This window comes from Pseudonocardia petroleophila (assembly GCF_014235185.1).
GTDB classification, from domain to species: Bacteria; Actinomycetota; Actinomycetes; order Mycobacteriales; family Pseudonocardiaceae; genus Pseudonocardia; species Pseudonocardia petroleophila.
The window spans coordinates 5962701-5989681 of record NZ_CP060131.1; the positions used below are offsets into that span (position 1 = coordinate 5962701).

General features: G+C 74.4%; 28 protein-coding genes. 17 read left to right on the plus strand and 11 right to left on the minus strand.

Features of this window, described 5'->3' with window-relative positions; genetic code table 11:
- Positions 1-24 precede the first annotated feature (24 nt).
- The 5 genes from H6H00_RS29220 to H6H00_RS29240 all read left to right on the plus strand — a co-directional run bounded on the left by H6H00_RS29220 (position 25) and on the right by H6H00_RS29240 (position 3409).
- Complete coding sequence (locus tag H6H00_RS29220) at positions 25-354, plus strand: ArsR/SmtB family transcription factor (RefSeq protein WP_185718837.1); 330 nt, start codon at positions 25-27, stop codon at positions 352-354.
- Positions 351-833, plus strand: a complete 483-nt coding sequence (locus H6H00_RS29225; RefSeq protein ID WP_185718838.1) for an SRPBCC family protein — start codon at positions 351-353, stop codon at positions 831-833. Before H6H00_RS29220 ends, H6H00_RS29225 begins: the two co-directional genes overlap by 4 nt.
- The gene (locus H6H00_RS29230; RefSeq protein WP_185718839.1) at positions 830-1465 is read left to right on the plus strand and encodes a maleylpyruvate isomerase family mycothiol-dependent enzyme; all 636 of its coding nucleotides are present in this window, start codon (positions 830-832) and stop codon (positions 1463-1465) included. Before H6H00_RS29225 ends, H6H00_RS29230 begins: the two co-directional genes overlap by 4 nt.
- A 313-nt stretch (positions 1466-1778) precedes the next feature.
- Positions 1779-2882: a helix-turn-helix transcriptional regulator gene (locus H6H00_RS32585; RefSeq protein WP_255425433.1), complete on the plus strand. Its 1104-nt coding sequence runs from the start codon at positions 1779-1781 to the stop codon at positions 2880-2882.
- Positions 2883-2959: 77 nt separating this feature from the next.
- Positions 2960-3409: a hypothetical protein gene (locus tag H6H00_RS29240; RefSeq protein ID WP_185718840.1), complete on the plus strand. Its 450-nt coding sequence runs from the start codon at positions 2960-2962 to the stop codon at positions 3407-3409.
- Between the two features lie 81 nt (positions 3410-3490).
- Here the strand turns inward: H6H00_RS29240 and H6H00_RS29245 are convergent, their stop codons facing one another.
- Positions 3491-3628 (minus strand): hypothetical protein, encoded by a 138-nt coding sequence (locus H6H00_RS29245; RefSeq protein WP_185718841.1) that lies wholly within the window; start codon positions 3626-3628, stop codon positions 3491-3493.
- A 333-nt stretch (positions 3629-3961) separates the two neighbouring features.
- Here H6H00_RS29245 and H6H00_RS29250 point away from each other — a divergent pair, with 333 nt between their 5' ends.
- Both H6H00_RS29250 and H6H00_RS29255 read left to right on the plus strand, forming a co-directional pair.
- A complete protein-coding gene (locus tag H6H00_RS29250) occupies positions 3962-4600 on the plus strand; it encodes a response regulator transcription factor (protein ID WP_185718842.1) in 639 nt (212 codons plus the stop codon).
- Positions 4597-6504, plus strand: coding sequence for a GAF domain-containing sensor histidine kinase (locus H6H00_RS29255; protein ID WP_185718843.1), 1908 nt, complete (start codon positions 4597-4599; stop codon positions 6502-6504). The genes H6H00_RS29250 and H6H00_RS29255 overlap by 4 nt, the downstream gene beginning before the upstream one ends.
- Positions 6505-6559: 55 nt before the next feature.
- On the opposite strand, the gene H6H00_RS29260 is transcribed toward H6H00_RS29255, so the two are convergent.
- Complete coding sequence (locus H6H00_RS29260; RefSeq protein ID WP_255425434.1) at positions 6560-7834, minus strand: aldehyde dehydrogenase family protein; 1275 nt, start codon at positions 7832-7834, stop codon at positions 6560-6562.
- Between the two features lie 109 nt (positions 7835-7943).
- Here H6H00_RS29260 and H6H00_RS29265 point away from each other — a divergent pair, with 109 nt between their 5' ends.
- From H6H00_RS29265 to H6H00_RS29275, 3 genes are read left to right on the plus strand one after another with little or no spacing between them, the layout of a single operon-like run.
- Complete coding sequence (locus H6H00_RS29265; protein WP_221775712.1) at positions 7944-9560, plus strand: AMP-binding protein; 1617 nt, start codon at positions 7944-7946, stop codon at positions 9558-9560.
- Complete coding sequence (locus H6H00_RS29270; RefSeq protein ID WP_221775713.1) at positions 9557-10378, plus strand: enoyl-CoA hydratase/isomerase family protein; 822 nt, start codon at positions 9557-9559, stop codon at positions 10376-10378. The genes H6H00_RS29265 and H6H00_RS29270 overlap by 4 nt, the downstream gene beginning before the upstream one ends.
- A 12-nt stretch (positions 10379-10390) precedes the next feature.
- Positions 10391-11614: a CaiB/BaiF CoA transferase family protein gene (locus H6H00_RS29275; RefSeq protein ID WP_221775714.1), complete on the plus strand. Its 1224-nt coding sequence runs from the start codon at positions 10391-10393 to the stop codon at positions 11612-11614.
- On the opposite strand, the gene H6H00_RS29280 is transcribed toward H6H00_RS29275, so the two are convergent.
- Together H6H00_RS29280 and H6H00_RS29285 are read right to left on the minus strand one after the other, a co-directional pair.
- On the minus strand, positions 11611-12462 hold the full coding sequence (locus H6H00_RS29280; protein WP_221775715.1) for a TetR-type transcription factor C-terminal domain-containing protein: 852 nt from the start codon (positions 12460-12462) through the stop codon (positions 11611-11613). The genes H6H00_RS29275 and H6H00_RS29280 overlap by 4 nt on opposite strands.
- Positions 12463-12588: 126 nt before the next feature.
- On the minus strand, positions 12589-13767 hold the full coding sequence (locus tag H6H00_RS29285; RefSeq protein WP_185718847.1) for an LLM class flavin-dependent oxidoreductase: 1179 nt from the start codon (positions 13765-13767) through the stop codon (positions 12589-12591).
- A gap of 183 nt (positions 13768-13950) precedes the next feature.
- On the opposite strand from H6H00_RS29285, the gene H6H00_RS32035 reads away from it, so the two are divergent.
- The 6 genes from H6H00_RS32035 (at position 13951) to H6H00_RS29315 (ending at position 20346) form a co-directional block, all read left to right on the plus strand.
- Complete coding sequence (locus H6H00_RS32035; protein ID WP_221775716.1) at positions 13951-16266, plus strand: CaiB/BaiF CoA transferase family protein; 2316 nt, start codon at positions 13951-13953, stop codon at positions 16264-16266.
- Positions 16257-17093 carry an enoyl-CoA hydratase-related protein gene (locus H6H00_RS29295; protein WP_185718848.1) on the plus strand — a complete coding sequence of 279 codons (837 nt, stop codon included), beginning with the start codon at positions 16257-16259 and terminating at the stop codon, positions 17091-17093. The genes H6H00_RS32035 and H6H00_RS29295 overlap by 10 nt, the downstream gene beginning before the upstream one ends.
- Positions 17090-18262, plus strand: coding sequence for a thiolase family protein (locus H6H00_RS29300; protein WP_185718849.1), 1173 nt, complete (start codon positions 17090-17092; stop codon positions 18260-18262). The genes H6H00_RS29295 and H6H00_RS29300 overlap by 4 nt, the downstream gene beginning before the upstream one ends.
- Positions 18259-18660 (plus strand): Zn-ribbon domain-containing OB-fold protein, encoded by a 402-nt coding sequence (locus H6H00_RS29305; protein WP_185718850.1) that lies wholly within the window; start codon positions 18259-18261, stop codon positions 18658-18660. Before H6H00_RS29300 ends, H6H00_RS29305 begins: the two co-directional genes overlap by 4 nt.
- Positions 18657-19859, plus strand: a complete 1203-nt coding sequence (locus H6H00_RS29310) for a CaiB/BaiF CoA transferase family protein (protein ID WP_185718851.1) — start codon at positions 18657-18659, stop codon at positions 19857-19859. The genes H6H00_RS29305 and H6H00_RS29310 overlap by 4 nt, the downstream gene beginning before the upstream one ends.
- A 310-nt stretch (positions 19860-20169) precedes the next feature.
- Positions 20170-20346, plus strand: a complete 177-nt coding sequence (locus H6H00_RS29315; protein ID WP_185718852.1) for a hypothetical protein — start codon at positions 20170-20172, stop codon at positions 20344-20346.
- A gap of 15 nt (positions 20347-20361) precedes the next feature.
- On the opposite strand, the gene H6H00_RS29320 is transcribed toward H6H00_RS29315, so the two are convergent.
- The 6 genes from H6H00_RS29320 to H6H00_RS29345 form a co-directional block, all read right to left on the minus strand.
- Positions 20362-21174, minus strand: coding sequence for a GAF and ANTAR domain-containing protein (locus H6H00_RS29320; protein ID WP_185718853.1), 813 nt, complete (start codon positions 21172-21174; stop codon positions 20362-20364).
- Positions 21175-21180: 6 nt separating this feature from the next.
- Positions 21181-21903 (minus strand): GAF and ANTAR domain-containing protein, encoded by a 723-nt coding sequence (locus tag H6H00_RS29325; protein WP_185718854.1) that lies wholly within the window; start codon positions 21901-21903, stop codon positions 21181-21183.
- A complete protein-coding gene (locus tag H6H00_RS29330; RefSeq protein WP_185722870.1) occupies positions 21896-22207 on the minus strand; it encodes a WhiB family transcriptional regulator in 312 nt (103 codons plus the stop codon). Before H6H00_RS29330 ends, H6H00_RS29325 begins: the two co-directional genes overlap by 8 nt.
- Positions 22208-22325: 118 nt before the next feature.
- Positions 22326-23270, minus strand: a complete 945-nt coding sequence (locus tag H6H00_RS29335) for a MerR family transcriptional regulator (protein ID WP_185718855.1) — start codon at positions 23268-23270, stop codon at positions 22326-22328.
- A 132-nt stretch (positions 23271-23402) separates the two neighbouring features.
- A complete protein-coding gene (locus H6H00_RS29340) occupies positions 23403-23972 on the minus strand; it encodes a DUF4383 domain-containing protein (protein WP_185718856.1) in 570 nt (189 codons plus the stop codon).
- 76 nt (positions 23973-24048) lie between these two features.
- Entirely contained in the window at positions 24049-24507 is a 459-nt protein-coding gene (locus H6H00_RS29345; protein WP_185718857.1) for a sigma-70 family RNA polymerase sigma factor, read from the minus strand.
- Positions 24508-25454: 947 nt separating this feature from the next.
- On the opposite strand from H6H00_RS29345, the gene H6H00_RS29350 reads away from it, so the two are divergent.
- Entirely contained in the window at positions 25455-26174 is a 720-nt protein-coding gene (locus H6H00_RS29350) for an STAS domain-containing protein (RefSeq protein WP_185718858.1), read from the plus strand.
- Positions 26175-26219: 45 nt separating this feature from the next.
- On the opposite strand, the gene H6H00_RS29355 is transcribed toward H6H00_RS29350, so the two are convergent.
- Entirely contained in the window at positions 26220-26864 is a 645-nt protein-coding gene (locus H6H00_RS29355; protein WP_185718859.1) for a hypothetical protein, read from the minus strand.
- Positions 26865-26981 lie beyond the last annotated feature (117 nt).

Sequence of the window (26981 nt, forward strand, 5' to 3'; positions counted from 1 at the left end):
CGGGTGCGTCTACACTTACCGTTCGTGGCAGCTTACGGAGACGCGGGGTTGGGTCTGCTCGGTGACCCGACCCGTCGCGCCATCTTCGAGCGTCTCGCCCGCGGACCGCTCTCGGTCCAGCAGCTCGCCGACGAGCTCCCGATCAGCCGCCCCGCGGTGTCCCAGCACCTGCGCGTCCTCAAGGACGGCGGCCTGGTCGACAGCCGGGCCGAGGGCACCCGCCGCATCTACCGCCTCAACCACGACGGCGTCACCGCGCTGCGGGCGTGGCTGGACGGGGTCTGGGCCGACGCATTGACCGGGTTCCAGAAGGTCGCCGAAACCCCTCCCGCACCCCGACAGGAGAGCCCATGACCACGACCGCGCCGATCCCCCCGATCACGGGCACCACCACCGTCGCCGTGCCGATCGAGGAGGCGTTCCGGGTGTTCACCGGCTCCATCGACGCGTGGTGGCCCCACCAGTTCCACATCGGCGCAGCCGAGGTCGCCGAAGTCGTCCTGGAACCCCGCGTCGACGGCCGCTGGTACGAACGCGGAGTCGACGGCACCGAGTGCGACTGGGGCCGGGTCCTGACCTGGGAACCCCCGCACCGGCTCGTGTTCACCTGGCAGATCAACGGCACCTGGCAGCTCGACCCCGACCCCGAGCACGCCAGCGAGATCAACGTCCGGTTCACCGCGACCGGCCCGGCCGAGACCACCGTCGAGGTCGAGCACCACTCCTTCGAACGCCTCACCGGCGGCGGGACGATCAACGACGCGATCCGCGGGGGCGGCGGCTGGGTCCTGCTGCTCGACCAGTTCACCACCACCGTGGCGGCCCGGTCATGACCGCGACCGTGGACGCGATGAGCCTGGCCCGCGACGAACGAGCCGACCTCGCCGACTTCCTCGCCACCCTGAGCCCCGCCCAGTGGGAGGCCCCGTCGCTGTGTGCCCGGTGGCGGGTCCGCGACGTCGTCGCGCACATGTTCAGCTACGAGGAGCTGGGCCCGATCGGGCTGGTCGGCCGGTTCATCAAGGGTGGTGTCCTGCCGGACCGGGTCAACGCCGTCGGTGTCGCCGCCTTCGCGGACAGCGGCCCGGACGAGCTGCTGGCGCTGGTGCGCGACCACCAGCAGCCCCGCGGCCTGACCGCAGGTTTCGGCGGGAAGATCGCCCTGACCGACGGCGTCATCCATCACCAGGACATCCGCCGCCCGCTCGGCCTGCCGCGAACCATCCCGGCCGAGCGGATGCGAACGGTTCTGGACTTCGCTCGCACCGCACCCACCATCGGGGCGTCGAAACGGGTCCGCGGGCTCACCCTCACCGCCACGGATCTCGACTGGACGGCCGGACGCGGCCCTGTGGTCGAAGGACCTGCGGAATCGCTGCTCATGGCCATCGCGGGCCGGCCCGGAGCCGTCGAGGAGCTGAGCGGCCCCGGCCGGCGAGTGATCGCCGACCGCATCGGGGGGTAGCGCGGGCTCAACGCCTGTCGTGGCAGCGCAGTCCCGACGCTCACGCGCCGCCTCCCGTCAACCCCTGCCGTGACCGGCCCGAACGGGCCACACCTCGGGTCGTACCGGAGTCGCGTTCCGTGCCGGTCCCGTGGCGACACCGTCGTCGATCGTGCTGACGAGGATGGACGGGGTCCGGCGACTCGGACACCGTCGTATCGATGGCTGGAGCGCGAAGCCAGTGCGAGGCCATGGGAGTGAAGGTCTGGTTCGAGCACCGCGGGCCCCGTTTCGGACGATGCCCGAGTCACCGAACCCGCCGTAGTCTCCCACCGTGGCGGTCCACCGTTCCCGGCTCCCGTTCTCCTGGCTCGTCGGTGGTCTCGCGGTAGCGGTCACGGCTGCGGTGGTCATCGCCCGGCAGGGCCCGGCACCCCTCGGGGGTGCGTCCTACCCGGTGCTCGCCGCCGCGCTCGCCGCCGCCGCCGCGCTCGTGCACACCCACCTCACCCTCGACCCGGGGTGGATCACCTGGCGGCGCGCGGTGGCCGGGCTCGCGCTGGCCGCGCTCGCGGTTCCCGGCTGGTCGGCACTCGCGACGCTCCTCTCCGCGGCGGCTCCGAACACACCACTCGCCTGGGCAACGGCCGTTCTCGCCGGGACGGCACACCTGCCCGTACTGGCCGCCTTCTCACTGCTGCCGCTGCTCGCCGTGCGCTACCTGGGCCGCGGGTCCACCCGCCGCCCGGTGGCGGTCGTCCTCGGGCTGCTCGCGGCGGCCGTCCTGTCCTTCGCGGCGTTCTTCGACGACTTCGCCCCGCTCACCGCCCGCGCACCGCTGGCCTGGCCACCGGGCGTCGTCATCGGGACGTCGCTCAACGCCGCGTTCCTGGCCACCGTCCTGCTCGGTCCGCTGGCGGCACTGCTCGCCGCCCGTCGTGCCGGGACCGAGGCCGTGCGCCGGCTCGCCACCGTCGGAGCGTCCTCGCTGGCCGGAGCGGCACTCGTCATGCTCTGCGGGTCGGTGGGCCCGTCCGACGGGGAGGGCGCTGCCGCCGTCGTGTACGGCGGGATGTACCTGGCGCTGACCGTCGCCGTCGTGTGCGCGTCGCGCGCGGTGACGGCCCGGCCGCGCGGGGCCGATCAGAACTCCGACGACGCAGCGGTACCGATGGTCTCCGCTGCGCCGGACCGGGCGGCGCCCGGCCACCTGAGGTCGCTGACCGGACGCGAGAACGAGATCCTCGCGCTGCTCGCCGAGGGCCTGTCCAACGCCGGGATCGCCGCCCGCCTGGTGCTGTCCCAACGCACCGTCGACGCCCACCTGCGTTCGGTGTTCGCCAAGCTCGACCTGCCGGACTCCCCGCAGGACAACCGTCGGGTGCACGCCGTGCTGGCCTTCCACGACGGCACCCGCACCCCGCGTGCGACCGGTTAGGCGATTTCGCCGATGCAGCCCTGAGCAGCGGATTCCTACGCTCCGACGCACTGCCACCCGTCCCGGAGGAGTGCCCCGTGGTGCGTCGCCTGCTCGTGTTGTCCGCGCTGGTCTGGCTGCCGTTCCTGTCCCTGTTCGTGTTCGCGTCCTTCGGGAACACCAGCCTGCTCCACATCGCCCACCACGTCATCGCCCTCGGTCTGCTGGTCCCCGCCGTCCTCATGACCTGGCGGCACCGTCGCGGCGCCACCACGCGCGCCACCCGCACGCTGGCCCGAGCGCTGGCCGTCGTCCTGCCACTCGGCACCCTCGGGCACGCCGTCGAACTCGCCATCGCCATCGGCAGGTACGCCTCCGACGGCTTCGCGAACCTCGACACCACCGACCTCTTCGACCACGGCCCGCACGCCACGGTCGCGACCGTCACCGCCCCGGCCATGCTCACGAGCATGCTGCTCGTCGTGGCGCTGACCGTCACCACTGCGGTGCAGAGCCGCCGCAGACTCGAGCCGGTCGCGGGCGAATAGCACTCCGCCCTGTCTCCCACATGGTCCGTCCTGGTGTCAGGGTCGGGTCCGCCGCCTGGAGTTCGGGAGGGAGGCCGTCGTTCACACCGAGCCGACCGCCGACGCGCCCTTCCGGCGAACCGCGATGATGATGCCTGCGGCGATGAGCCGGAAGGGCAGCAGGAGGTCGCCGACGAGGCCCCCGGGAGGGACCGAACAGGCACCCAGCAGGGCGAGCACGCCGATCCAGCACGGGCCGGCCACGGGGCCGGTCCAGTCCCGGCGGGTGCGCCGGGAGCAGCGAGACGAGTGCACCGAGACCGAGCAGCGCGGCAGCGCCGGTACGCAGGACGCCGCTGCGCCGGCCGACCACCGCGAGCGCCCCGAACCCGACCGGCCCGAGGACGGCCTTCGGGGCCATGAGGGCGAGCAGGCCGGCGGACGCACCGATCGACCGCGCGACAGCCGCGTGCGCCGGAGTTTCCGCCGTCGGGCCCGGCCGGAGATACTGGACGGATGGCGACGACGCCGCGCTCCCGGACCCGAGCGCCCGAACGGAGTCGACGACTCATCGTGGTCGACGACCACGAGGTCGTCCGTGAGGGCCTGGTCGCCGTGCTCGCCCAGGATCCCCGGTTCGAGATCGTCGGGACGGCGTCGACCGGGCGGGAGGCCGTCGAGCTGGTCCGCCGCACCCGGCCCGACGTCGCGATCCTCGACCTGCGGCTGCCCGACACCCCCGGCGACGCCCTGTGCCGGGAACTGCGGGCGCTGCTCCCGGACCTCGCCGTGATCGTCCTGAGCTCCTCCCTCAGCGAGGACAGCGTGCGGTCCGCGATCGAGGCGGGAGCGTCGTCGTACGTCACGAAGGCGGCGGGCATCGCCGAGCTGCGCGCCGCGCTCGCGCGGACCGGACCGGGTGCCGACGGTCCCCCGATGACCGTGTCCCAGATCGTCCGACGGCTCCAGCAGTTCGTGGAGGAGCGGGTCGACGACGACGCGCCGACCCCGCAGCAGGCGCGGGTGCTGCAGCTCGCGGCCGAGGGGATGACCTACCGGGAGATCGCCAGGCGGCTGGTGCTGTCCGAGGCGACGGTGCGGTTCCACATCCAGAACCTCAAGCTCAAGTACGGCGCGGCGAGCAAGACCGACCTCATCGTGCGCGCGATCCGCCAGGGACTGGTCGCGCCCGACGAGGGAGGCGGGCCGTGACGCCGTCGTCCGGGGCCTGCGGCGGGCTCGACCTCGTCGCGGTGTCCCGGCTGGCGATGGCCGAACTGGGAGCCGACGCCGTGCTCGTCGAGTGCGGGGCCGGGATCGCGGTGCTCGGCGGCCCGGCCGACGACGAGCTGCTGACCGCGGTCCGCCGCGGCACCGGGGACCCCCGGGTGACCTCGCTGACCGACGGCGGCGCCTCGGTGCACGTGCTGCACCGCACCGCCCCGGAGGACCCGGGCCGCTGCCGCGACCTGCTGCAGGCCTTCGCCCGGCACATCGCCGTCATCCTCGGCCGCGACGACGCCCCGCCGGACCCGGACGGCGACGGGGTGCTCGCCGTCGACGACCTGCCCCTGCTCCCCGACGCCGTCATCGCCATCACCGGCCGGGTGGCCGGGATGATGCAGCCGCTGACCGGCGCCACCGCGGCGGGCATCACCGTCTGGGACGCCGAGCACGGCATCCTGCGGGCCCTGCCCGGGGCCTTCGGGGCGAACGACGACGTGGTCGCCGCGTCCGTCACCGGGCGCGTCACGAACCTGCGCAGCGCCACGTCGCGGGTGCTCACCACCGGACAGCCCTACCTGTCCAACCGGGCGAGCGGGGACCCCGGCATCATCCAGTCCTACGTGGACATCTTCGAGATCACGCGCATCCTCTCGGTCCCGCTGAACAACGGCGGGCGCCGGATCGGGGTCCTGCACCTGGTCAACAAGCCCACCGACTTCACCATCGACGACATCACCGCCACCGAGCGGGTCGCCCCGCGGATCGCGATCGCCGTGGAGCTGGCCCTGGCCGTCGCCCGGATGTCCGCGCAGCAGCGCCTGGAGGGCGTCCTCACCTCCGTCGCGGTGGCCGTCGCGACCGGTCGCGGGGTGCAGGACGGGCTGCTGCCGGCGTTCCGGCAGCTCGCCGACGTGACGGCGGCGTCCCTCGTCGCGCTGGTCCCCCCGGACTCCCCGCCGCTGCTGTGCCGGCGCGGCGAGCCGGACCCCGAGCTGGAGCGACGCGTGATCGACGAGGGGCGCACCTTCGGCTCTCCCTCCTCGCACGGCGAGCTCCCCCGGGCGGCCGGGGACCCGGGCTGGACCGTCCTGCGCGCGCCCGTCGAGGTCCACGGCCACCGCACCGCGACGCTGGCCGTCCTGCGCCGCAGCGCGGAGCCGTTCACCGACGCCGAGTCCGACGTGGTGACCCGGCTGGCCGCTCTGGTGGGGCTGGCCTGGGCCACCGAGCAGTACCAGCGCCAGCTCGCCGAGATCACCCTGCTGCAGGAGCGCGAGCGCATCGCCGACGAGCTGCACGACCGCGTCTCCCAGATCCTCTACGCCGCGGGGCTCGGGCTCGACACCCTGCTGGAGCAGCCCGACACCGCCCCGGACGACCGGGAGCGGCTCCTCGAGGTCCGGCGCCTCGTCGTGGGCGGCGACGTCGCGATCCGGGACGTGATCCACGACCTCGCCCGGGCCCCGGGGGCGCAGCTGAGCCGGCGCCTGCGGCGGGAGGTGCAGGCCGTCGAGGAGGAGTTCGCCGTCGCGGTGCGCACCGAGATCCCCGACGACGACGTGCTCGCCCCGATCCCGCGCACGGTCGCCGACGCGCTGGTCCGGGTCGCCCGCGAGGGCACGGTGAACGCCGCGAAGCACGCCGGTCCGTGCCGGATCGCGCTGACCGTGCGGGTCGACCAGCGGCACGTCGGCCTGACCGTCCTCGACGACGGGCTGGGGCTGCCGGAGTCGCGGTGGCTCCGCGTCCGGGGGGACGCCCTCGACGACTCCCGCGGGCACGGGGTGGCCGCGCTCCGCCGGACCGTCGAGGACGCGGGCGGCACGATCGCCATCGCGAGCCCGGACGGCGGGTTCGGCACCCGCCTGGAGTGCCGGTTCGCCCTCTGAGGGACGGGCCCGGCGGGCTGCGCGGTCCGGGGCTGCGCGGTCCGGGGCTGCGCGGTCACCGCATCGAGAACGTGCCTCCCCCGGCCGCCAGGTTCACCGTCTTGAGCTCCATGAACTCCCGGATCCCCTCGACCCCGTACTTGCGGCCCACCCCGCTCGCCTTCACCCCGCCGAACGGCCGCTCCGCGTTGAGCACGAAGCCGTTGACGGAGAAGGTGCCCGTGTGCACCGCCCTGGCCACGGCGAGCGCGCGGTCGGGGTCCGCGGTGTACACCGCGCCGTGCAGGCCGTAGGGCGAGTCGTCGGCCATCGCGACGGCGTCGGCCTCGTCGTCGAACGGGATGACGCACACGACCGGCCCGAAGACCTCCTCCTGCGCGATGCGGGAGGAGTTGGCCATGCCGGTCAGCACCGTGGGCCGGTGGAACCAGCCGCGGTCCGGCAGCGGGCCGGGCGAGGTCGTCGCGACGGCCCCGTCCGCCAGCGCCGCGCGGACGTGCTCGGCCACCTTGTCGCGCTGGCGCCGCGACACCAGCGGGCCCAGGTCGGTGGCCTCGTCGAGGGGGTCGCCCACCACGAGCCTCCCGGCGGCGGCGGTCAGCGCCTCGACCACCTCGTCGTACCGCGACCGGGCGACGAGGACGCGCGACGTGGCCGCGCAGTTCTGCCCCGTGTTGCCGAAGGCCCCGGCGGCCAGCCCCGGGACGGCGACGGCGAGGTCGGCGTCGTCGAGCACGATGGCCGCCGACTTCCCGCCCAGCTCCAGCACCATGCGGCGCATCGCCGCCCCGCAGACCGCCCCGATCTTCCGGCCGGTCCCGGTGCTGCCGGTGAAGAACACGGCGTCCACGCCGGGGTGGGCGACGAGGTGCTCGCCGACCGACGGGCCACCGGGCAGGACGCTGAGCATCCCCTCCGGCAGCCCGGCCTCGACAAACGCCTCGGCCACCCCGAACGCGTCGAGCGGGGTCTCCGGGGCCGGCTTGAACACCACCGGGCACCCGGCGAGGAGCGGGTAGACGATCTTGTAGAGGGCCTGCAGGAAGGGGCCGTTCCACGGTGCGATCGACGCGACCACGCCGACCGGCTCCAGCCGGACCAGCGCGTCCACCGCACCCGTGCGGTGCTCCTCCACCACGACCTCGCGCGCGGCCGCGCAGGCGTGGCGCACGCTGCCGATCGCCATGGCCTGGTGCAGCGGCCGCGACGCCCGGATCGGCACCCCCATCTCGACGGTGACCAGGCGCAGCGTCTCCTCCAGGCGGGGTTCGAGCGACGCGCACATCCGCTCCACGACGGCGACGCGCTCCTCCATCGCCAGGTGCCGCACCCTTCCGCCGCTGGTCGGTGACGTGAGCAGTCAACATCGGGCGCTCCGCTATGGCGACTATCACAACTGCTAGTTGGGGCCTCCCGGGACCGGCCGTAGCGTGGCCGGAGTGGCGGAATGGAACTTCGCGGACGTCTGGGAAGCGGTGTCGGAGACCGTTCCGGACGAGCTGGCCCAGGTGCACGGCGACCGGCGCGTCCCGTGGGCGGAGTTCGACCGGCGGGCCGACGGCGTCGCCGCCGCCCTCCTCGGCGCCGGGCTCGGGCCCCGCGACTCCGTCGCGATCGACCTCTACAACGGCCCGGAGTTCCTGCAGACGGTCTTCGGGGCGTTCAAGGCCGGGCTGGTCCCGGTCAACACCAACTACCGCTACGTCGGGCCGGAGCTGCTGCACCTGTGGGACGACGCCGACGCCGGGGCCGTCGTCTTCCACGGTTCGCTGACCGAGACGGTCGCGTCGGTGCGCACCGACCTGCCGCGGGTGCGCCTCTGGCTGCACGTCGACGACGGGACGCACGCGTGCCCGTCGTGGGCCGTGCCGTTCGACGAGGCGGCGGGCTCCGCGCCGGGCCGGACCACCCCGCAGAGGCCCCGCTCCGGTGACGACCTGATCCTGATCTACACGGGCGGCACCACCGGGCGTCCCAAGGGCGTGATGTGGCGCCAGCACGACCTCTACCGCGCCTCCGACGTCGCCCGCGACCCCGCGCAGGCCGATCTCGGGCACGTGCGCTCCCGTGTCGCGGGCGCGCAGCCGCGGCCCGTCGGGCTGCCCGGGTCGCCGCTGATGCACGGCACCGGCCTCGTCTTCGCGGGCACGATCCTCAGCCGCGGCGGCACCGTGGTCACCACGACGTCGCGGGGCCTCGACACCGTCGAGATGCTCGATCTGATCGACCGGGAGCGGGTCTCGGCGCTGTGCATCGTGGGCGACGCGTTCTGCCGCCCGCTCGTCGACACCCTGAACGAGCACCCGGACCGCTGGGACCTCTCGCACCTCGCCGCCGTGTCGTCCTCGGGCATGGCGTGGTCGGCCGACGTCAAGCAGCAGCTGCTCGTCCACGCCCCCGGCGCGGTGCTCGTCGACCTCCTCAACAGCAGCGAGGCCAGCGGCATGGGCCGGTCCATCGTCTCGGCCCGCAAGGGCCGCGGCGCCGGCCGCTTCCGGCTCGGCGAGAACGCGTTCGTCATCGACGAGGACGGCAGGCCGGTCGGGCCGGGGCAGGTCGGCCTCGTCGCGGTCCGCGGCCACCTGCCGCTGGGCTACCACAAGGACCCGGAGAAGACGGCGGCCACGTTCCCCACGATCGACGGGGTCCGCTGCTCCGTGCCCGGCGACCACGCCGTCGTCGAGGCCGACGGCACGGTCACGCTCCTCGGCCGCGGCTCGACGAGCATCAACACCGGCGGCGAGAAGGTGTTCCCGGAGGAGGTCGAGGAGGCGCTGAGGTCCTATCCGGGCGTCCTCGACGCGGTCGTCGTCGGCGTCCCGAACCCCCGCTTCGGCCAGGCCGTCGCCGCGCTCGTCGCCACCGCGCCGGGAGCCGGGATCGACCGCGACGAGCTCACGGAACACGTCCGGGGGCGGCTGGCCCCCTACAAGACCCCCCGGCACGTGCTCGTGACCGACTCCGTGGGACGCGGCCCGAACGGCAAGGCCGACTACGTGGCCGTGCGCAAGCGCATCGACGACTGGATGGCCTCGGATGGGACGGTGCAGCGGTGACCTCCTCGACCCCCTCCCCCGTCCTGTTCGAACGGCGCGACGGCATCGCCCGCGTCACGCTGAACCGCCCGGACAAGATGAACGCGCTGACCCCGGAGATGGTGGTGCGCCTGGCCGCCTTCTGGGAGGAGGTGGCCGACGACGACTCCGTCCGCGTCGTCCTCGTCACCGGCGCCGGGCAGAAGGCGTTCTGCTCGGGCGGCGACCTCGGAGCGCTGATCCCGATCATGATGCGCACCCGCGAGCCCCGGGACGAGTGGGAGGAGCGCCTCGCGGCCCGCCGGTCGCTGCTCTACGCCGCGCTGCTGCGCAACGACACGTTCTTCAAGCCGGTCGTCGCCGCGGTCAACGGGCTGGCCTTCGCCGGGGGCGCGGAGTTCCTGCTCGGCACCGACATCCGGGTGGCCTCGACGACGGCACGGTTCGCGCTCACCGAGGTGCGCCGCGGCCTCATCGCGGGCGGCGGCTCGTTGGTGCGACTGGCCCGCCAGATCGCCTGGGCCGACGCGATGGAGGTCGCGCTGGTCGGCGAGCCGATCGACGCCGCGCACGCGCTGCGGATCGGGCTGGTCAACCGCGTGGTCGAACCCGACCAGGTGCTGCCCGTCGCCGAGGACCTGGCCCGCCGCATCTGCCTCGGGGCCCCCATCGCCCTGGCCAAGACCAAGGAGGCGATGGTCCGCTCCAACGGCCGCCCGCTCGACGAGGCGTTCGCGATCGAGAGCGAGTGCACGATCGCCAACGCCCGGACCGAGGACGCCCGCGAGGGCCCGCGCGCCTTCATGGAGAAGCGCGACCCCGTGTTCCACGGCCGCTAGGAGGAGACCGAGATGGATGTGCTGGCCGGCGTGCGCGTCGTGGAGATGGGCCTGTGGGTCGCGGGTCCCGCCGCGGGCGGGGTGCTCGCCGACTGGGGGGCCGAGGTCGTGAAGATCGAGCCGCCGTCCGGTGACCCGATGCGCGGGCTGTTCGGCGCGCTGTCGGGGTCGAAGGAGCAGCGCTGCCCGCCGTTCGACCTCTACAACCGGGGCAAGAGCAGCGTCGCCCTCGACATCAACACCCCCAAGGGCCGCGACCTGGCCGAACGGATCGTCGGCGACGCCGACGTGTTCCTCACCAACATGCGCCCGGCGTTCCTGGAGCGCGTGGGGCTGGGCCACGAGCGACTGGTGGAGAAGTACCCGCGGCTGGTCTACGCGAGCCTCACCGGGTACGGCCTGGAGGGGCCCGACCGCGACGCGCCCGGGTTCGACGTCGCCGCGTTCGCCGCGCGGGCCGGGGTGTCGGACCGGTCGACCCCGCCCGGGCAACCGCCCACCACGCTGCCCGGCGGCCTCGGCGACGCGGTGACGGGCATGTCGCTGGTGGCCGGCGTACTGGCGGCGCTGCTGCACCGCGAGCGCACCGGCCGCGGCCAGCTCGTCGCGACGTCGCTGATGCGCTCGGGGGCCTTCTGCATCGGCATGGAGCTCTCCACCCGGTTGGGCCTGGGCCGCCTCGCCGCCACCCGCCCCCGCTCCCACCCGCAGAACCCGCTGCTCAACTCCTACGCCTCGGCGGACGGCCGGTGGTTCTGGCTGATCGGGGCCGAGTCCGACCGCCACTGGCCCGCCCTCGTCACGGCGACCGGGGAGGAACGCCTCGCCGACGAGCGCTTCGCCACCGCGCGGGGCCGTCGGCGTGCGGGCGACGACCTCATGGCGCTGCTGGACGCCACGTTCGCGACGCGGACCCGCGACGAGTGGGGCCGGCTGTTCGACGAGCACGGCGTGTGGTGGACCCCGGTGAACAGCGTCGAGGACCTGCTCACCGACCCCCAGGCCGAGGCAGCCGGTCTCTTCGTCGACGTGCCCACGACCCGGGACGACACGACCGTCACCGAGCGGTCGCTCGCCAACCCGGCCGACTTCGGGTCGGCCGCCGACCGGGGGTTCTCCTCCCCGCCGGCCGTCGGGGCCGACACCGACGCGGTGCTGCGCCGCCTCGGACTCGACGACGCCGAGGTGGAGCGGCTGCGCAAGGACGGCATCGTCGCCGGACCCGCCGGGGCCTAGGACCCGACGTGCCGGACGAGCCCGAGCGCCAGCTCGACGTAGCGCTCGGCGATGTCCTCCGGCGTGGACGGGCCGGCCGGGCGGTACCACTCCGCGATCGACTTGCACATCGTCACCACGGCCCGCGACGCCTCCCGCGGGTGCGGGGTCCGCATCCGCCCGCTCGCCACCCCCGCCAGCACCTCGGCGTCGACGAGCCGCTGCTGCGTCGACCGGCGCGCGGTCATGTGGGACCGGGCGTCGGCGTCGAGGCTGCGCATCTCGCTCGCCGCGAGGAACCCGATCTCCCTGCGGTGCGTGTGGAACAGCGCCATCGTCTCGACCAGCAGTCCGAACCGCTCCACCTCGTCGCCGCCGTGGGCGACCGCGGCCCGGCACCGCCACAGGAGGTCGTCCATCCCCCGGTCGAGGATGCGCTGCAGCATCTGCTGCTTGCTGGCGTGGTGGTGGTAGATCCCCGACACCGACAGGCCCGAGCGGGCGGCCACGTCGCGGACCGACGCACCGTGGTAGCCGGTCCGCAGGAACACCTCCATCGCCGCGGTGAGCACCGGGTCGAGGTGCAGCGGCTCGTAGTGGCGCCAGTCACCGGCGGGCACCGCCGCGTGCTCGACGGCCGGGGCGGGCCGCTCGGCCGACAGCAGGTCCTCCACCGAGCGACCCAGCGTCGCGGCGATCCGGTGCAGGCGCACCACCGTCATGCGGGTCTTGCCCGTCTCGAGCTCGCTCATCGTCGCGGCGCTGACGCCCAGGGCCCGCGCGAGCGCCCGCAGGCTCAGCCCGGTCGCCTGGCGCGCCTCGCGGACGCGGCGCCCGACGTCCGGTCCGTCCACGTCCGGTCCGTCCACGTCGGCACCGTCCACGTCTGGGCCGACCCCGGTCGTCACGGTGTCCACGCTAACCGGCCGGGGTCGCGCCGCACCGGGCAGCACCGGCACCACGGACGGTTCGACGGGGCGGCCGGCCATCGCCGATCAGCCGCCCCTGACCTCGTTCGCGTACTTCTCGGTCATGTGGGCGATGCCCGCGGCGTGCGTGGTGAAGTGCTCGTCGCGGGTGTCGGTCGCGCGCTGCTTGGCCTCCAGCGACCGGTCGGTGAACGACGTGGCGCCGCCCTGGAAGCGCGGGAAGACCTGCTGCGCGAGGAGCTCGTAGGAGCGCACCGTCGCGGCCGGGTTCGCCCAGTCGTGGGCCTGGAGCAGGAACGCCCCGAAGCCGCCCGACTGCTTGACCAGCCGCTCGACCTGGGCGGCGGCGTCGTCGGGTGTGCCGATCACGCCGAACCCGCCGTTGTTGATGAAGGCCACCATCTCCTCGACGTCGCTGCCGTCGAGCTGGAACTGCGGGAACGCGGCCACCTTCTGGAAGTACCGGAACCACTCGACGATCCCGTACTCGACGTCGCGGATCGCCTGCTCACGGGTCTCGGCGATGTGCATCGCCCCGACGAGGCGCCACTCGTCGCGCGAGGGGGCCGGACGGCCGTAGTGGGCCGCACGCTCCTCGACGACGTCCCAGTGGAAGGCCAGCGCGTCGAACCCGTCCGTGGTGAGCGTGGCCCCGATCGACATCAGCCCGAAGCCGTACCGCCCGGCCAGCCGCGGGCCCGACGGCGAGGCCACCGCGGCGACGCTGATCGGGAAGCAGGGCTGGGTGAACGGCAGGTAGTGCAGCCGGGCGTCGACCAGGTTGTGGGTCAGCGTCTTCTCGGTGACCGTCTCCCCGGCCAGCAGGCGCACGATGATGTCGAGGTTGACCCCCAGCAGCTCGCGGGTGTCGGTCGGGGTGAGGCCGAGCATGGCGCCGTCGGTGGGCAGGGAGCCGGGCCCCGCGCCCATCATGATCCGGCCCCGGGTCAGGTGGTCGAGCAGCACCATGCGCTCGGCCGACCAGAGCGGGTTGTGGTACGGCACGGAGGTGACGCCGGTGCCGAACCGGATCCGCTTCGTCCGCTCGGCGGCGGCCGCGATGAAGATCTCCGGGTGGCCGATGATCTCGCTGCCCGCCGAGTGGTGCTCCCCGATCCAGACCTCGTCGTAGTTGAGGCGGTCGAGTCGTTCGACGAGTTCCAGGTCGCGCTGCAGCGCCACCGTGGGGTGCTCACCCGCGGAGTGGATCGGGGCGAGGAACGTGCCGAAGCGCAGGTTGCTCATGTCTCCTCCAAGACGGTGACTCGTCCGCAGAGTGTTCGGAGAAAGCGAACACTCACCTTGGTTCCGCGGAGCGCGACGAACCTTGACACGCTCGGAACGGTGATGCAAGCCTCTCGTCCGAACAGGGCGTGCGAACGATCGCACGGTGTCTGCCCGGTGAGAGTGCATTCAGGACGGAGTCGAGTGGCCCGCGACGATCCAGCCCCGCTGCACGGGATCCGCGTGCTGGAGGTGGGCACCCACCGCGCGGGCGCGTTCGCCGCCGCGATGCTGGCCGACCTGGGCGCCGATGTCGTCGCGGTCGCCTGCGGCACGGACGACCGCGACGAGGCGGCGCGGCTGGCCTTCGACCGCGGCAAGCGGTCGGTGTCGGTCGATCCCCGGCGCCCGGGTGAGGTGGAGCGCCGGTTGGTGGGCTGGGCCGATGTGGTCGTCGAGGAGGACCTCGCGTGGCGCTCGGCCGGGCCCCTCGACGGGCTGGACCGGCTGATCCACTGCACGATCACCCCCTACGGCCACGGCGGCGACCGGCCCGTCGCCGATCCCGGGTCACAGGACCTGCTGGTGCAGGCCCTGTCCGGGAACATGGACCTCACCGGGTTCGCGGGCGGCCCGCCCAGCGAGGCCGGGATCCCCGTCGCGGACCTCGCCACCGGCGTCTTCGCCGCGATCGGCGTCCTGGCCGGGGTGGTGGCGGGCGGCCCCCGCCGGGTCGAGGTCGCGAAGATCGACGTGGCGGTCGCCCTGCTGAGCTACATGGCGGTCGGGTACTTCGCCGACGGGGAGGCCCCGACCCGGGTCGGCACCGGCCACTCCACGATCTTCCCGTACAACGCGTTCGAGGCCGCCGACGGCGAGGTCGTCGTGGCCCCGTTCACCTCGCGGTTCTGGCGCAACTTCGCCACGGCGGCGGGACGTGACGACCTCGCCCGCGACGACCGCTACCGCAGCTTCTCGCGCCGGCTGCGGGCCAAGCACGAGCTCATGGCCGAGATCGAGCCGATCCTGCGCGGGCGCACGGTCGACGAGTGGGTCGCGATCTTCGCCGCCGCGGACGTGCCGGCCGGTCCGGTGCTCACCCTCGGGGGCGCGCTCGCGCTGCCGCACACGGTCGCCCGGGGGATGACGCCCGTGCTGACCGCCCCGGACGGCACGACCAGGCGGACCGTCGGCTCGCCGTTCCGGTTCCGCGCCCCGGACGGCACGACGTTCCGACCCGATCCCGGCGCGGTGCACGACGCCGGGGCGGACACCGCGGAGGTGCTCGCCGGCCTGGACGCGCGCGACCGACGGCCCGCGACCCCGCAACCGCCGTTGACCGGCGTCCGGGTGGTCGACCTGACGCGGATGTTCGCCGGGCCGTGCGCCACGGAGGTGCTGGCCGACCTGGGCGCCGACGTCGTCAAGGTCGAGGAGCCGCGCATCGGCGACCCGACCCGTCGCAACCTGCCGATGTGGGGCTCCGACGACGACGGGGAGAGCGCGTACTTCATGTCGCTCAACCGCGCCAAGCGCAGCGTCGCACTCGACCTCAGGAGCGAGGAGGGCCGCGCCGTCCTGCTCGAGCTGATCGACGGCGCCGACGTACTGGTGGAGAACTTCCGCCCGGGGGTGATGGCCCGGCTCGGCCTCGACCACGAGACCCTCGCCGCGCGCCGTCCCGGGCTCGTCTTCTGCTCCCTGTCGGGGTTCGGGGCCACCGGCCCGCTGCGGGACAAGATCTCGTTCGACCTGGTGAACCAGGCCATGGCCGGGATGATCGAGCTCACCGGCGACGTCGGCGAGCGACCGGTCCGGATCGGCGTCCCGATCGGCGACATGGCCGGGGGGCTCCACCTCGCCGTCGCGGTGCTCGCCGGGCTGGCCGGCCGCGCGCGCGCCGGGAAGGGGTGCTGGGTCGACCTGGCGCTGCACGACGTCCTGATCGGGCTGCTGTCCGACGTCGCGCAGCGCCACCTCCTCGGCGAGGAGGGCACCACCCGCGCGGGCAGCAGGGGTCGCGACACCGCACCGCACGGGCGGTACCGGGCCCGCGACGGCTGGCTGGTGCTCTCCGCGGTGCGCGACGAGCACTGGGCGGGCCTGGCCGAGGTGCTGGGCGTCCCGCCGGACGACCGGTTCACCGACGCCCGGCGGCGCAAGGAGCACGAGGCCGCGCTCGACGCCGTGCTGGCGCCGCGGTTCGCCACCGGCGACGTCGCGCAGTGGGTCCGTGACCTCACCGCGGCCGGAGTTCCCGCGGCTCCGGTCCGGTCGCTCGCGGACGCGCTCGGGTCGCCCCTGGTGACCGGCCGCGGCCTCGTCTACGAGTTCGACCACCCCGCCGTCGGGCGGGTGCGCAACCTGGCCTCCCCGCTGCTCGTCGACGGTCGTCGGCCGGGGACCGGCGCCGCGTCGCCGGTGCTCGGCGCCGACACCGACGACGTGCTCGCCGAGCTGGGTCACGACGGGCCCGACCGGGCCCGCCTCGCCGCCGAGGGGGTCGTCCGGTGCAGCTGAAGGTCACGACGGTCGACGTCGCCGACACCGGCGTCGCCACCGTCACCCTGAACCGGCCGGAGCGCGGCAACTCCTGGACCGGGCGCATGCACGCCGAGTACCGGTGGATCATGGCCGAGCTGGAGCGCGACGACCGCGTGCGCGTGGCCGTCCTGACCGGGGCCGGCCGGACGTTCTGCGTCGGCGCGGACACCAGGGCGCTGTCGGGCTACGTCGGTGGGGACGGCTACGACGGCGGCCTGCGCGACGAGGTCGCGAACCCCGGGTACGGGGTGCGGCCGGAGTTCGACGCCGACGTCAGCTGGCAGCTGGGGCTGCGGTTCCCGCTGATCTGCGCCGTGAACGGCGCCTGCGCCGGGATCGCGCTGGCCATGGCGGCGTACTCCGACATCCGGTTCGGCATGGTCGACGCCAAGATCACCACCGCCACCGCGAAGCTGGCCATGCCCGTCGAGTACGGGCTGTCCTGGATCCTGCCGCGCATCATCGGTCTCACCCACGCCGCCGACGTCCTGCTGTCCGGGCGCATCCTGCGCGCCCAGGAGCTCGGTGACATGGGGTTCTTCACCAAGGTGCTGGGGCCCGACGAGTTCCCCGGCGCGGTGACCGAGTACGCCGAGATGCTGGCGGCGCTGTCCCCCACCGCCCTCACCGTCACCAAGCGCCAGCTCTACGACGACCTGCTCGCCTCGAACCCGGCCGCGTCGGTAAACCGGAGCACGGAGCTGATCGGCGAGCTGATGCGCCGGCCCGACTACGGCGAGGGCGTGCGCGCCCTGGTCGAGAAGCGCGCCCCGAGGTTCGGCCGCAGTGAGGAGGAGCAGTGACCACTCCCCCGCCCTCGATCGTCGGCGTCGCCGAGCGGGCGCCCGTCCGCGACACCGGCGCGGAGACCGACCTGACCCTGTCCGCCGCCATCGCCGTCGAGGCGCTGGCGGACGGGGGGCTGGGGCCCGATGCCGTCGACGGCCTGCTGACCCACCCGATGGACACGGCGAGCCGGCTCGTCCCGTCGACCATCGGCGAGTACCTGGGCCTGCGCCTGGGCTACGCCGACTCCGTCGACCTGGGCGGGGCCACCGCGGTCGGGATGCTGTGGCGCGCCGCGGCCGCGATCCGGGCCGGGATGTGCTCGGTGGTCCTGTGCCTGACCGCGGTGCCGCGCGACCCGTCCGGTGCCGCCCACGGCGGGCCCACCCGGCGCACGGCCGACCTGTCGCCGTGGCGGGAGTTCGAGGTGCCCTACGGCAACATCGGTGCCACCGAGGGCTACGCGCTGATCGCCATGCGCTACGAGCACGAGTACGGCGACACCGCACGGGCGCGGGCCGCGGTCGCCGTCGCCCAGCGGGCCAACGCCGCTCACCAGCCCAAGGCGTACTTCTCCGGCACGCCGCTGGACGTCGACGAGGTGATGGCCTCGGAGATGATCGCCGACCCGCTGCGCAAGCTCGACTGCGTGCTGCCGACCGGCGGGGCGGCGGCGGTCGTCGTCGTGCGCGGCGACCTCGCCGAGCGCACGCCGCACCCCGCGGTGCCGATCCTCGGCGCGGGCGAGGCGGTCACCCACAAGACGATCACCTACGCGCCGTCGCTGACCGACACCGCGATCCGGCACTCGGCCGACCGCGCGTTCGCGACCGCGGGGATCGACCGCTCCGCGATCGGCCTCGCCTCGGTCTACGACTGCTACACCAGCACCGTCCTGCTCACGCTGGAGGACGCCGGGTTCTGCGCCAAGGGGAGGGCCGCGGAGTTCGTCGGGACCCACGACCTGACCTGGCGCGGCGACTTCCCGCTCAACACCCACGGCGGGCAGCTGTCCTTCGGCCAGGCCGACGTGGCGGGCGGGATGAGCCACGTGACCGAGGCGGTGCTGCAGCTGCAGGGGCGCGGCGAGGGCCGGCAGGTCCGCGACCTGCGGCACGCGTTCGTGCACGGCAACGGAGGGATCATGAGCGAGCAGGCCAGCGTGGTGCTGGGGGTGGTCCCGTGACGCGCCCGACCCCGCACCCCTCCCCCGTCACCCGCCCGTTCTGGGAGGCGTGCGCCCGGCACGAGCTGGTGCTGCAGCGCTGCGCCGCGTGCTCGGCGTCGGTGTTCTACCCGCGGTCGGTCTGCCCGGTCTGCGGGTCGTCGCGGCTGGGGTGGGAGGCGGCGTCCGGCACGGGGACGCTGTACAGCTACACCGTCGCCCGCCGGGCGACGCACCGGAAGCTGGCCGACCGGGTCCCGTACGTGATCGCGATCGTCGAGCTCGACGAGGGGCCGCGGCTGACCTCGACCGTCGTCGGCACCGACCCGGACGACCTGACGATCGGCGCCCGGCTGCGGGTCGACTTCGAGGACGACGGGACCGTCAGCGTCCCGGTGTTCCGGGTGGTGGCGCCGTGACCGGCCCGGGACGGGCGCTCCCGCTGGCCGGCGTCCGCGTCCTGGACGCCTCGACGGTCATCGCCGCGCCGCTCGCCGCGATGATCCTCGGCGACCTCGGCGCCGAGGTCGTCAAGATCGAGCACCCGGAGCACGGCGACCCGGCCCGCCACCACGGCCCCGAGCGCGACGGCGTCGCGCTGTGGTGGCTGATGCTCGGCCGCAACAAGAGGAGCGTGACGCTGCACCTCGGGCGCGAGGAGGGCCAGCAGATCTTCCGCACCCTCGCCGCGACGGCCGACGTCGTCGTCGAGAACTTCCGGCCCGGCACGATGGAGCGCTGGGGCCTGGGCTACGACGAGCTGGCCGCCGACAACCCGGGGCTGGTCGTCGCGCACGTCAGCGGCTTCGGCCGCACCGGGCCGCAGCGCGACGAACCGGGCTTCGGCACGATGGGCGAGACGATGTCCGGCTTCGCCTTCCGCAACGGCGACCCGGACGCCGAGCCGCACCTGCCGCCGTTCGGCCTGGCCGACGGCGTCACCGGCATCGCCACCGCGCTGGGCATCCTCACCGCGCTGTACGAGCGGTCCACCAGCGGGAGGGGGCAGGAGGTCGACCTCTCGATCATCGAGCCCCTGCTGACGCTGCTGGAGCCCCAGCTGATCGTCCAGGACCAGCTGGGGCGGACGCTGCAGCGCACCGGCAACCAGGCGGAGATGAACGCCCCCCGGGGCATGTACCGCACGCGGGACGGGTCCTGGGTGGCGCTGTCGGCGTCCACCGCGTCCACCGCGTCGCGGGTCGTCGCGCTGATGGGCGCCCCCGGGCTGGCCGACGAGCCGTGGTTCGCCCACGCGAACGGCCGCCGCGCCCACACCGACGAGATCGACGCCGCGATCGTGCCCTGGTTCGCGGCCCGCACCGCCGCCGACGCCGTGGCCGCGTGCCGCGACGCCGGGGTGCCGGTCGCCCCCGTCCACTCCGCCGCCGACATCCTCGCCGACCCCCAGTACGACGCGATCGGCGCGATCGGCAGCTTCGACCATCCCGAGCTCGGCCCGGTCCGCATGCCCGACGTGCTGTTCCGGCTCTCCCGCACGCCCGGCGCCGTCCGCAGGCTCGGCACCGCTCTGGGCCACGACACCGACGACGTGCTCGGTGAGCTCGGCATCGCCCCGGACGCCGTCGCGGCGCTGCGGGCCAGGAAGATCGTCTGACGCGCCCGGGACGGTGGCGCCGACCGACGACGCCGCGGGTGGCCACCGCGCGCGGGAGACGACCTGCGTCTACGCTGGGCCCAGCCCCGGACCTCGGCCTCTGGTGACGTGTCACACCAGACCGTGCTCACGAGTCCTGATGGACGGCGGCCCTGCCCATGTCGGAGTGTCCTCACCCCGAGCACCCGCCTCGTCGTGCGTGTCGTGACGCACCCGGACGACTGCGGACCGGGCGTTCGGCACGTCGCCCGTCCTCCGCTGCGGCTCGACCGGCGCGGCGGCCCACCCCCGAAGCACCTCCGGAGTCGTCATGACCGTCCTGATCTGCGAACGCTGCGGCGACGTCGCCGCAGCGCCCGAGCTGTGCCGCTGCTGCACCCCCTACGACCGGGTCGAGGTGCGCCGCAGGCTCACCGACGCGATCTCCCGCGCCCGGGCCACCGATGCGATGACCTCACCGGTCCGCAAGCCGCAGCGCGCCGCCTGACCCGGTCGGACCGGTTCAGGGGCGGGCGGTGCGGGACTTCAGCGTCTTGTCACCGCGGACGGCCAGCACGTCGACCGCGACCGGTCCGGCGTCGACGATCTCACGGGCGACGGTGGCGAGGCGCAGGTTGTGGTCGCGGGCGTACCCGCGGAGCCGATCGAACGCCTCGTCCATCCCCAGCCCACCTCGCTCGGCCAGCACGCCCTTGGCCTGTTCGATGATCACCCGGCTGGTCAGGGCGGTCTGCAGCTGTTCGTTGACCACCTCACCGCGGCTGATCGCGCGTTCGGCGAGGATCCCGATCGTCGCGACGTCGGCCAGTGCCTGACCCAGCGCCAGGTCGGCTGCGGGCAGTGGTCCGGGCCGGCGGTGGAACAGGTTCAGGGTGCCGATGGCCTCGCCCCGCAACCGCAGCGGCAGCGCGTGCACCGAGCCGTAGGTGCCCCGCTGGGCCAGCGCGGCGACGAACCGCGGCCAGCGGGCCGCGGCGGTGGTGAGGTCGGCGACGCTGACCGGCGCACCGCTGCGGTAGCAGTCCACGCACGGTCCCTCGTCGGCCTGCAGCTGGAGCAGTTCCATCCAGTCCGACTGCTCGTTGGTCGACGCCACCACCCGCAACCGGCGCTGGGCGTCGCCCAGCAGGATCCCCGCCGCGTCCGCGGCGAGCAGGTTGACGCTGTAGCCGGCCAGCCGGTCGAGCAGGTCGATGACGTCGTAGCCGTCGACGAGGGTGTCGGCCAGACCGACGAACGCCGAGATCACCGTCCCTTCGCGGGCGTCGGCTGTGGTGTCGGTCCGGTCCACGTCCGCGTTCTCCTCGTTCGTCATCGGTGGTTACCTCATCTCCTCGGTGAAGCGCAGCCGCCGCGCGACGACGTCTCGTGCGACGTCGACGAGCAGCCGTTGCGCGACGAAGGCGTGGGCGCGCAGCCGCGCCAGCGCCTCGATCGGGCCGATCTCGAGCTGGGCGATCACCATGCCGATGGCCTGGTGCACCTCCGCGCGGTGGCCCGACGCCTCGGTCAGCCAGCTCCCGCCGTCGCCGCCGGTCGCGGGGTCGGTCCGGTGGCCGAGCATCATCAGCGCGGCCAGGTCGGCGGCCGCGACGGCGTCGCGGTACTGCGCCGGGTCGAGTGCGCCCGCGGTGAGCCGGTAGAGGTCCAGGACGCCGAGGTTCTCGGTGCCCCACTGCAGCGGCAGGGCGAACAGTGCGCGCACACCGGTGCGTTCGGCGACGGCCGCGGCGAACACCGGCCAGCGGCGGGTGTCGGCGCTGTCGTGCAGGTCGGGCACGAGGACCGGGCTTCCGGTCGCCGCGGCCTCCATGCAGGCGCCCTCGTTGAGGGTGAACTGCAGCTCCTCGATCAGCTCGGCGGTGGGGTCGGAGGCCCAGAGGGTCACCCGGGACTCGGTCGCGGTCAACAGGGACAGGACCGCGCCGTCGACGTCGAGCCCGGCGATGCACGCGCGGCAGATGCGCTCGGCGAGGGCGGTGTCGTCGGTGTGGTGGCGGTCGATGGCCAACAGGGCGCTGGTCGCCGTACCCGGGTCAGCCACGCGGACCGATCTGCGTCGACCGGTGCGCCGCGTCGTCGCGCAGGCGCTGGTCCCGCTCGGCCTCCGACAGCCCGCCCCACACCCCGTAGGGCTCGTGCACCGCGAGCGCGTGCTCGCGGCAGCGGTCGACGACCACGCACCCGCGGCACACCTGCTTGGCCCGTGCCTCGCGCGCGGCCCGTGACGGGCCGCGTTCGCGTTCGGGATGGAAGAACAGGTCGCCGTTCATGCCGCGGCACGCACCGCGGAGCTGCCAGTCCCAGATGTCGGTGACCGGGACGGGGAGCCTGCGGACGTCGGCCATCTCGGCCTTCCTCTCGACGACGGGAAGCGTCACCGAGAGTCTGGAGCGACACAGGAACCGTACCCGCCCGCTCGGCGGATGAACCACCCGTGAAGCGGCTTTCGGCTCCGGGAGCGGATCAGAGTTCCGCGACGACGGCCCGACGGGACAGGGCCGCCACGGCCTCGGCCAGGGAGTCCACGTGGACCGTCGACCCGGAGCGGCCCTGACGCCGCCATCCCGGCCCGCCGACGACGACGGGGACGGGTGGGCGCCGCGGCGGGAGCGCGCTCAGGTCGGCCGACCGGGCGGTCGCCGCGGTCTGCGACCAGACGAACACCGCCCGGGGAGTGATCCGCAGGGCGGCGGCGGCCAGTTCGTCGGCCGGGACGGACGCGCCCAGGACCCGGCACGGGCAGCCGACCTCGGCGAGCGCGGCGGCCAGTGCGTGCAGCGGGAGACTGTGCTGCTCCTGGTCCGGGCAGGCGAGCAGCACCGGCGGGTAGCCGTCCCAGTCGTGCTGCCCGGCGACGACCGCGGCCAGTGCGGCGCGCACGCACCCGGTGAAGAGGTGCTCCACCGCGATGCAGTCCCCGTGACGGGCGTGGCGCACCCCCAGCGACGTCAGTACCGGGACGATCAGCTCGGTCCAGGTGGGGACGACTCCGTCGCGCCGCAGCGCGGTGGCGAGGACGGGCTCGACGACGGCCTGGTCCCAGGCCATCGCCGCTCCGGTCAGCCGGCGCACCTGCGTCCGCCGTACCGCGGCGGTGACGGATGGGCGGCGGACCGGCACCGCTCGCCGCCCCGCCGGTGGTGCCGCGCGCACGTCGGCCGACGCCCGGGCCGCCTCCCCCGTGGGCGCGCCGCCCAGCATCAACCGGCGCATCCGCATCAGCCGCTCCAGATCGTCGGCGAGGTAGCGGCCGTGCCCTCCCTCGGTCCGGCCCGTCGGCCCGACCTCATAACGCCGCTGCCAGGTGCGCAGGGTCGACGGCGACACCCCCAGCCGCCGTGCGGCCCCTCCGGTCGAGTACGACGGCCGGTCGGGACCGGTGACGCCGTCGAACCGGCCGGTGTCCACCCGGACATCACCACCCATCGGATCGGTACCCGCCCGAGCTGCCGGGCGGCGCCCCTCCGGGCCGGCGGCCGGGGTCGTCGGCGGGCATCGAGGGGTCCCCCGGGCCGTCGGACCGTGCGTGGTCGGGAGCACTCACGCGGGCTCCTCCGTCCGGTGTCGGCTGGGGGGCGCGTGGTGGTCGGTCCGGTCGGCGCGGACCGTCGGCAGGACCCCGGTCGGGCCGCCGCCCGGGTGAGGTCCCCGCCGGTGGACGTTGTTCGTCGGGCGCCGGGCGATGAACCGCCCGTACGCGCCCAGGACGAGCAGGATCCCGCCGGCGACCAGGCTGAAGACCACGTTCGACGGTCCGAACGCCAGGAGGTTGAGCTCCGTGCCCAGCACCAGGACGCCACCCGCCCCGGAGAGCACGAACAGTGCGCCGATGACGACGATGACCGTCGACGCGGTCCGGCCACCCCGCACGGCGGCAGCGATCAGCACCGCCCCGACCACGAGCGAGACGACCGACAGCAGCCCGTTGGAGGACAGGCCCAGCACGGGTTCCCCCCGGGCGGAGAACGGGTCCAGCCGGTTCACCAGCCCCAGCGTCCCGAACAGCCACAGGACGAGTCCGAGGACCACCGCCCCGACCCGGTGGAGCAGGTCCAGGTTCCGCGGCGAGTCGAGCCACGTGGGCGGGCGCTGCTCCCGGTGCCGGCTCATCCGGGCCGACCGACCGTCGTGGCACTCATGGAACGTCCTCCTGGGGTGTTCGGGTACTGCCGGGCGGGCGTCGCGGTCATCGCGGATCACCGCGGGGGTCCGGGGGCGGGCGGTCCGGTCCGGTCGGCGCCCGGTCGGGGCGGTCCATCAGGTCGCCCGGCGTCACCTGCACCCGGGCGGCCCTGATCCGGTCGTGGACCGGACCGGTCAGGAACCGGCGGGCCCCGGACAGCACCGCCGACCACGCGGATCCACCGAGGGGGTCGAAGTCCGCCGCGGTGCGCCACACCTGGAGGTAGACGGCCTCCGCGGCCCGCTCCGCCTCGGCGGAACGGGGCAGCACGCTGCGGAGGAGCCCGAACACCGCGGGCGAGGTCCGGTCGTAGAACGCGGCGAACGCGTCCCGGTCACCCCGGCCCGCCGCGACCAGCAGCTCGTCGGTGTCACCCGACCGCGGGTCGACGCCCTCCGGGGCAGGCGGAGGGCGCCGACCGGGGACCCGGGCCGGTCGCGGCGCGTCCGGGTGCGGGTTCATCGGTCACCGGCGAGGGGGCGGCCTCCGAGCAGCACGCCGGCGCCGACGACCGTGACGGCGAGGACACGGGTGGGCATGGGACCTCCGGTCACCTGGGGTCGGGCAGAGGGTGGAGCGGCGGTCGGCACGCCAGGCCGGCTGTCGTCGACAGACCTGGCGTACCGGGCTTCACCGCGGGGTCGGACGAGAGGGAGCGGTCGGGCCGGTCGTCGGGACGGCCGCCCGGATCGCCGCGAGAGCCACGAGCACGACGGACACCCCGACGGCCGTCGCACGGATCGGCGCGCTCGACCAGGCGAGCCGCACCGCGCCACGCGGAACGACGGTGACGCGTCGGCTGCCGGTGAGCGCGCGGCCGAGCCGGTCGGCGGCGCCGGCACCCACGACGGCGACCGGCCCGTGCGGCCCCGTCCACGTCGACCGTGACCCCGGCGGCGCCGAGCAGGTCCGCGACCCGGCCGACGTCGACGTGCTCGTCGAGGTCAGACACCGACGAGGGACCCGGCGTCGTCCTCGTCGGAGGTCCGGATCCGGATCGTTCCGGACCGCTGGTCGCCCTCGGTGCTGGACGTCATGCGCTCTCCTCGAGTCGGGTGCCGGCTCGTCACCGCGCACACGGAGGAGGACGCAGATCGTGCGCCGGTCGCCCGGCCGCACGGGATCTCCGCGGAACCTGCCCCGTCCTGCAGCGGCCACGAATGACGCGATACACCGGGTCCGGGGCATAACGCTGAGCGGTGATCACGCTCAGGAACTCACCGTAAGGACGCGTCACAGGCGCGGCAACTCGAGGACGACCCGAGGGTGGTCCGACGGTCCGCCGTCCGACGCCGCGTCACGCAGTGTTCGTTCGACAGCGCTCCGCCGTGGACGGTAGCGTCCACGCGTTGCTCCGGACCCGGGTGACCCCGTCGTCGCCCGCGCGGTTCATCCGGAGGTGCATGGTCATGTCGGTTCAGCACGACGGCATCGGGGCGGCAGCGAGGTCCGCCCCCACCGCCATCGGCACCCGGGGAGAGCCCTACAGCGGGTGCCGGTGCGCGCTGACGGCACTGCCGTCCCCCGTCGGGAACATCGTCGTGCTGCGGATCGCCGGCGAGCTCGACCTGTCGACCGTCGACCTGGTGCAGACCACGCTGAGCAGCGCGTTGTCCGCGCGGCCCGACACCCTCGTCGTCGACATCTCCGAGGTGACCTTCGCCGGTGCGCGCGGGTCCGGCGTCCTCTTCGAGGCCGCAGCCGTCGCCGTCGACCGCGGCACCCGCTACGTGATCAGCGGCGCGTCGGCACAGGCCCGGCGCACCTGGCCCCTGCTCTGGCCGGCCGATCGGATCCCGGAGCAGTTCCCGAGCGCCCGCATGGCGGTGCTCGCCGCGATGACCCGCCGGACGGACCGCCGTGACCGCCTCCGCCCGCCGGCCACGTCGCCGCTCCGGCTGGTGCCCGACCCCCGACCGGCTCCGGACACCGACCGGCAGCTGACCGAGCGGGCCCGAGCCGGCGACACCGAGGCCTACCGCGCGCTCGTGCAGCGCCACCGCACCCGCATGTACAGCAGCGTCCTGCACGCGCTGGGTGCCTCCGACGATCCCGACGACGTCGCCGACGACATCGCCTCCCGGCTGCACACCGCGCTGGAGGCGTTCGGCCGGGCCACCCCGCCCTGACGCGGGTGCACGTCCTGCTCGACGGCGGCGAGCCCGTCAGGACCGTCAGCGCGGGCCCCGGCCACGCCGACCCGGCTCCACCTGCGCACCGGCACCCACCTGCTGCCGCAGAGCGGGACCCGCGCCCGTCATCGACGGCGCCGAGCAGGCGCTGCCCGTGCGCACGGGACGCACCTCCGGATCGTGCGGCGGCGACCGCTCCGGCGCACCGCCTCCGGTGTGCCGCAACAGGTGCGACGCGAGCTGCGCGGGTGTCACCTGGGCGGGGTCCCGGTCCCACGGCGCACCGGTCGCCGCCAGCGCGTGGGCGACGAATCCCGAGCACGTGTAGGCACCGTCCCAGGACAGGGCCAGGGAGAACCCGGTCAGGGCCGACACCGCGATCCCCAGGACCGCCGGTGCGTCGTAGATCGCCCCCTGCGCGCAGGCGTCCTCGGCGCGTGCGACCACGCGGCGACGCACCTCGTCCGACGCCGTGATCGGGAGGATCCGCAGCGGCCGGGTCCGGTACTCCCGCAGGTGAGATCTCCGCAGCCTGCCGCCGGAGACCTCCACCAGATCCCCGTCACCACTGACCACCAGCGCGGCGTGGGTGAATCCGGCCAGAGCCCGATGCGCGCCGCCGGCGTGGGACTGCTGGACCCGTCTGATGAGCCGGTGCTTGAGACGACCGCGGGCGATGCTGAGCACCACGTCACCCGGCCTCCCCCGAGGAGGATCACCGAGCACGAGGCCACCTCCGGATCGCCCACGGCCACGAGCTGTCACCGATACCCGAGGCCGGCACCGGGACGCAAGAGGCAGCCC

Bases quoted from the DNA above. Each gene is read 5' to 3' on its own strand.
- H6H00_RS29330 (WP_185722870.1), bottom strand. From the start codon at position 22,207: ATGGCCGACGTCCGCAGGCTCCCCGTCCCGGTCACCGACATCTGGGAC.
- H6H00_RS29230 (WP_185718839.1), top strand. From the start codon at position 830: ATGACCGCGACCGTGGACGCGATGAGCCTGGCCCGCGACGAACGAGCC.
- H6H00_RS29340 (WP_185718856.1), bottom strand. From the start codon at position 23,972: ATGAGCCGGCACCGGGAGCAGCGCCCGCCCACGTGGCTCGACTCGCCG.
- H6H00_RS29315 (WP_185718852.1), top strand. From the start codon at position 20,170: ATGACCGTCCTGATCTGCGAACGCTGCGGCGACGTCGCCGCAGCGCCC.
- H6H00_RS29275 (WP_221775714.1), top strand. From the start codon at position 10,391: ATGGATGTGCTGGCCGGCGTGCGCGTCGTGGAGATGGGCCTGTGGGTC.
- H6H00_RS29345 (WP_185718857.1), bottom strand. From the start codon at position 24,507: ATGAACCCGCACCCGGACGCGCCGCGACCGGCCCGGGTCCCCGGTCGG.
- H6H00_RS29285 (WP_185718847.1), bottom strand. From the start codon at position 13,767: ATGAGCAACCTGCGCTTCGGCACGTTCCTCGCCCCGATCCACTCCGCG.
- H6H00_RS29320 (WP_185718853.1), bottom strand. From the start codon at position 21,174: ATGACGAACGAGGAGAACGCGGACGTGGACCGGACCGACACCACAGCC.
- H6H00_RS29225 (WP_185718838.1), top strand. From the start codon at position 351: ATGACCACGACCGCGCCGATCCCCCCGATCACGGGCACCACCACCGTC.
- H6H00_RS29350 (WP_185718858.1), top strand. From the start codon at position 25,455: ATGTCGGTTCAGCACGACGGCATCGGGGCGGCAGCGAGGTCCGCCCCC.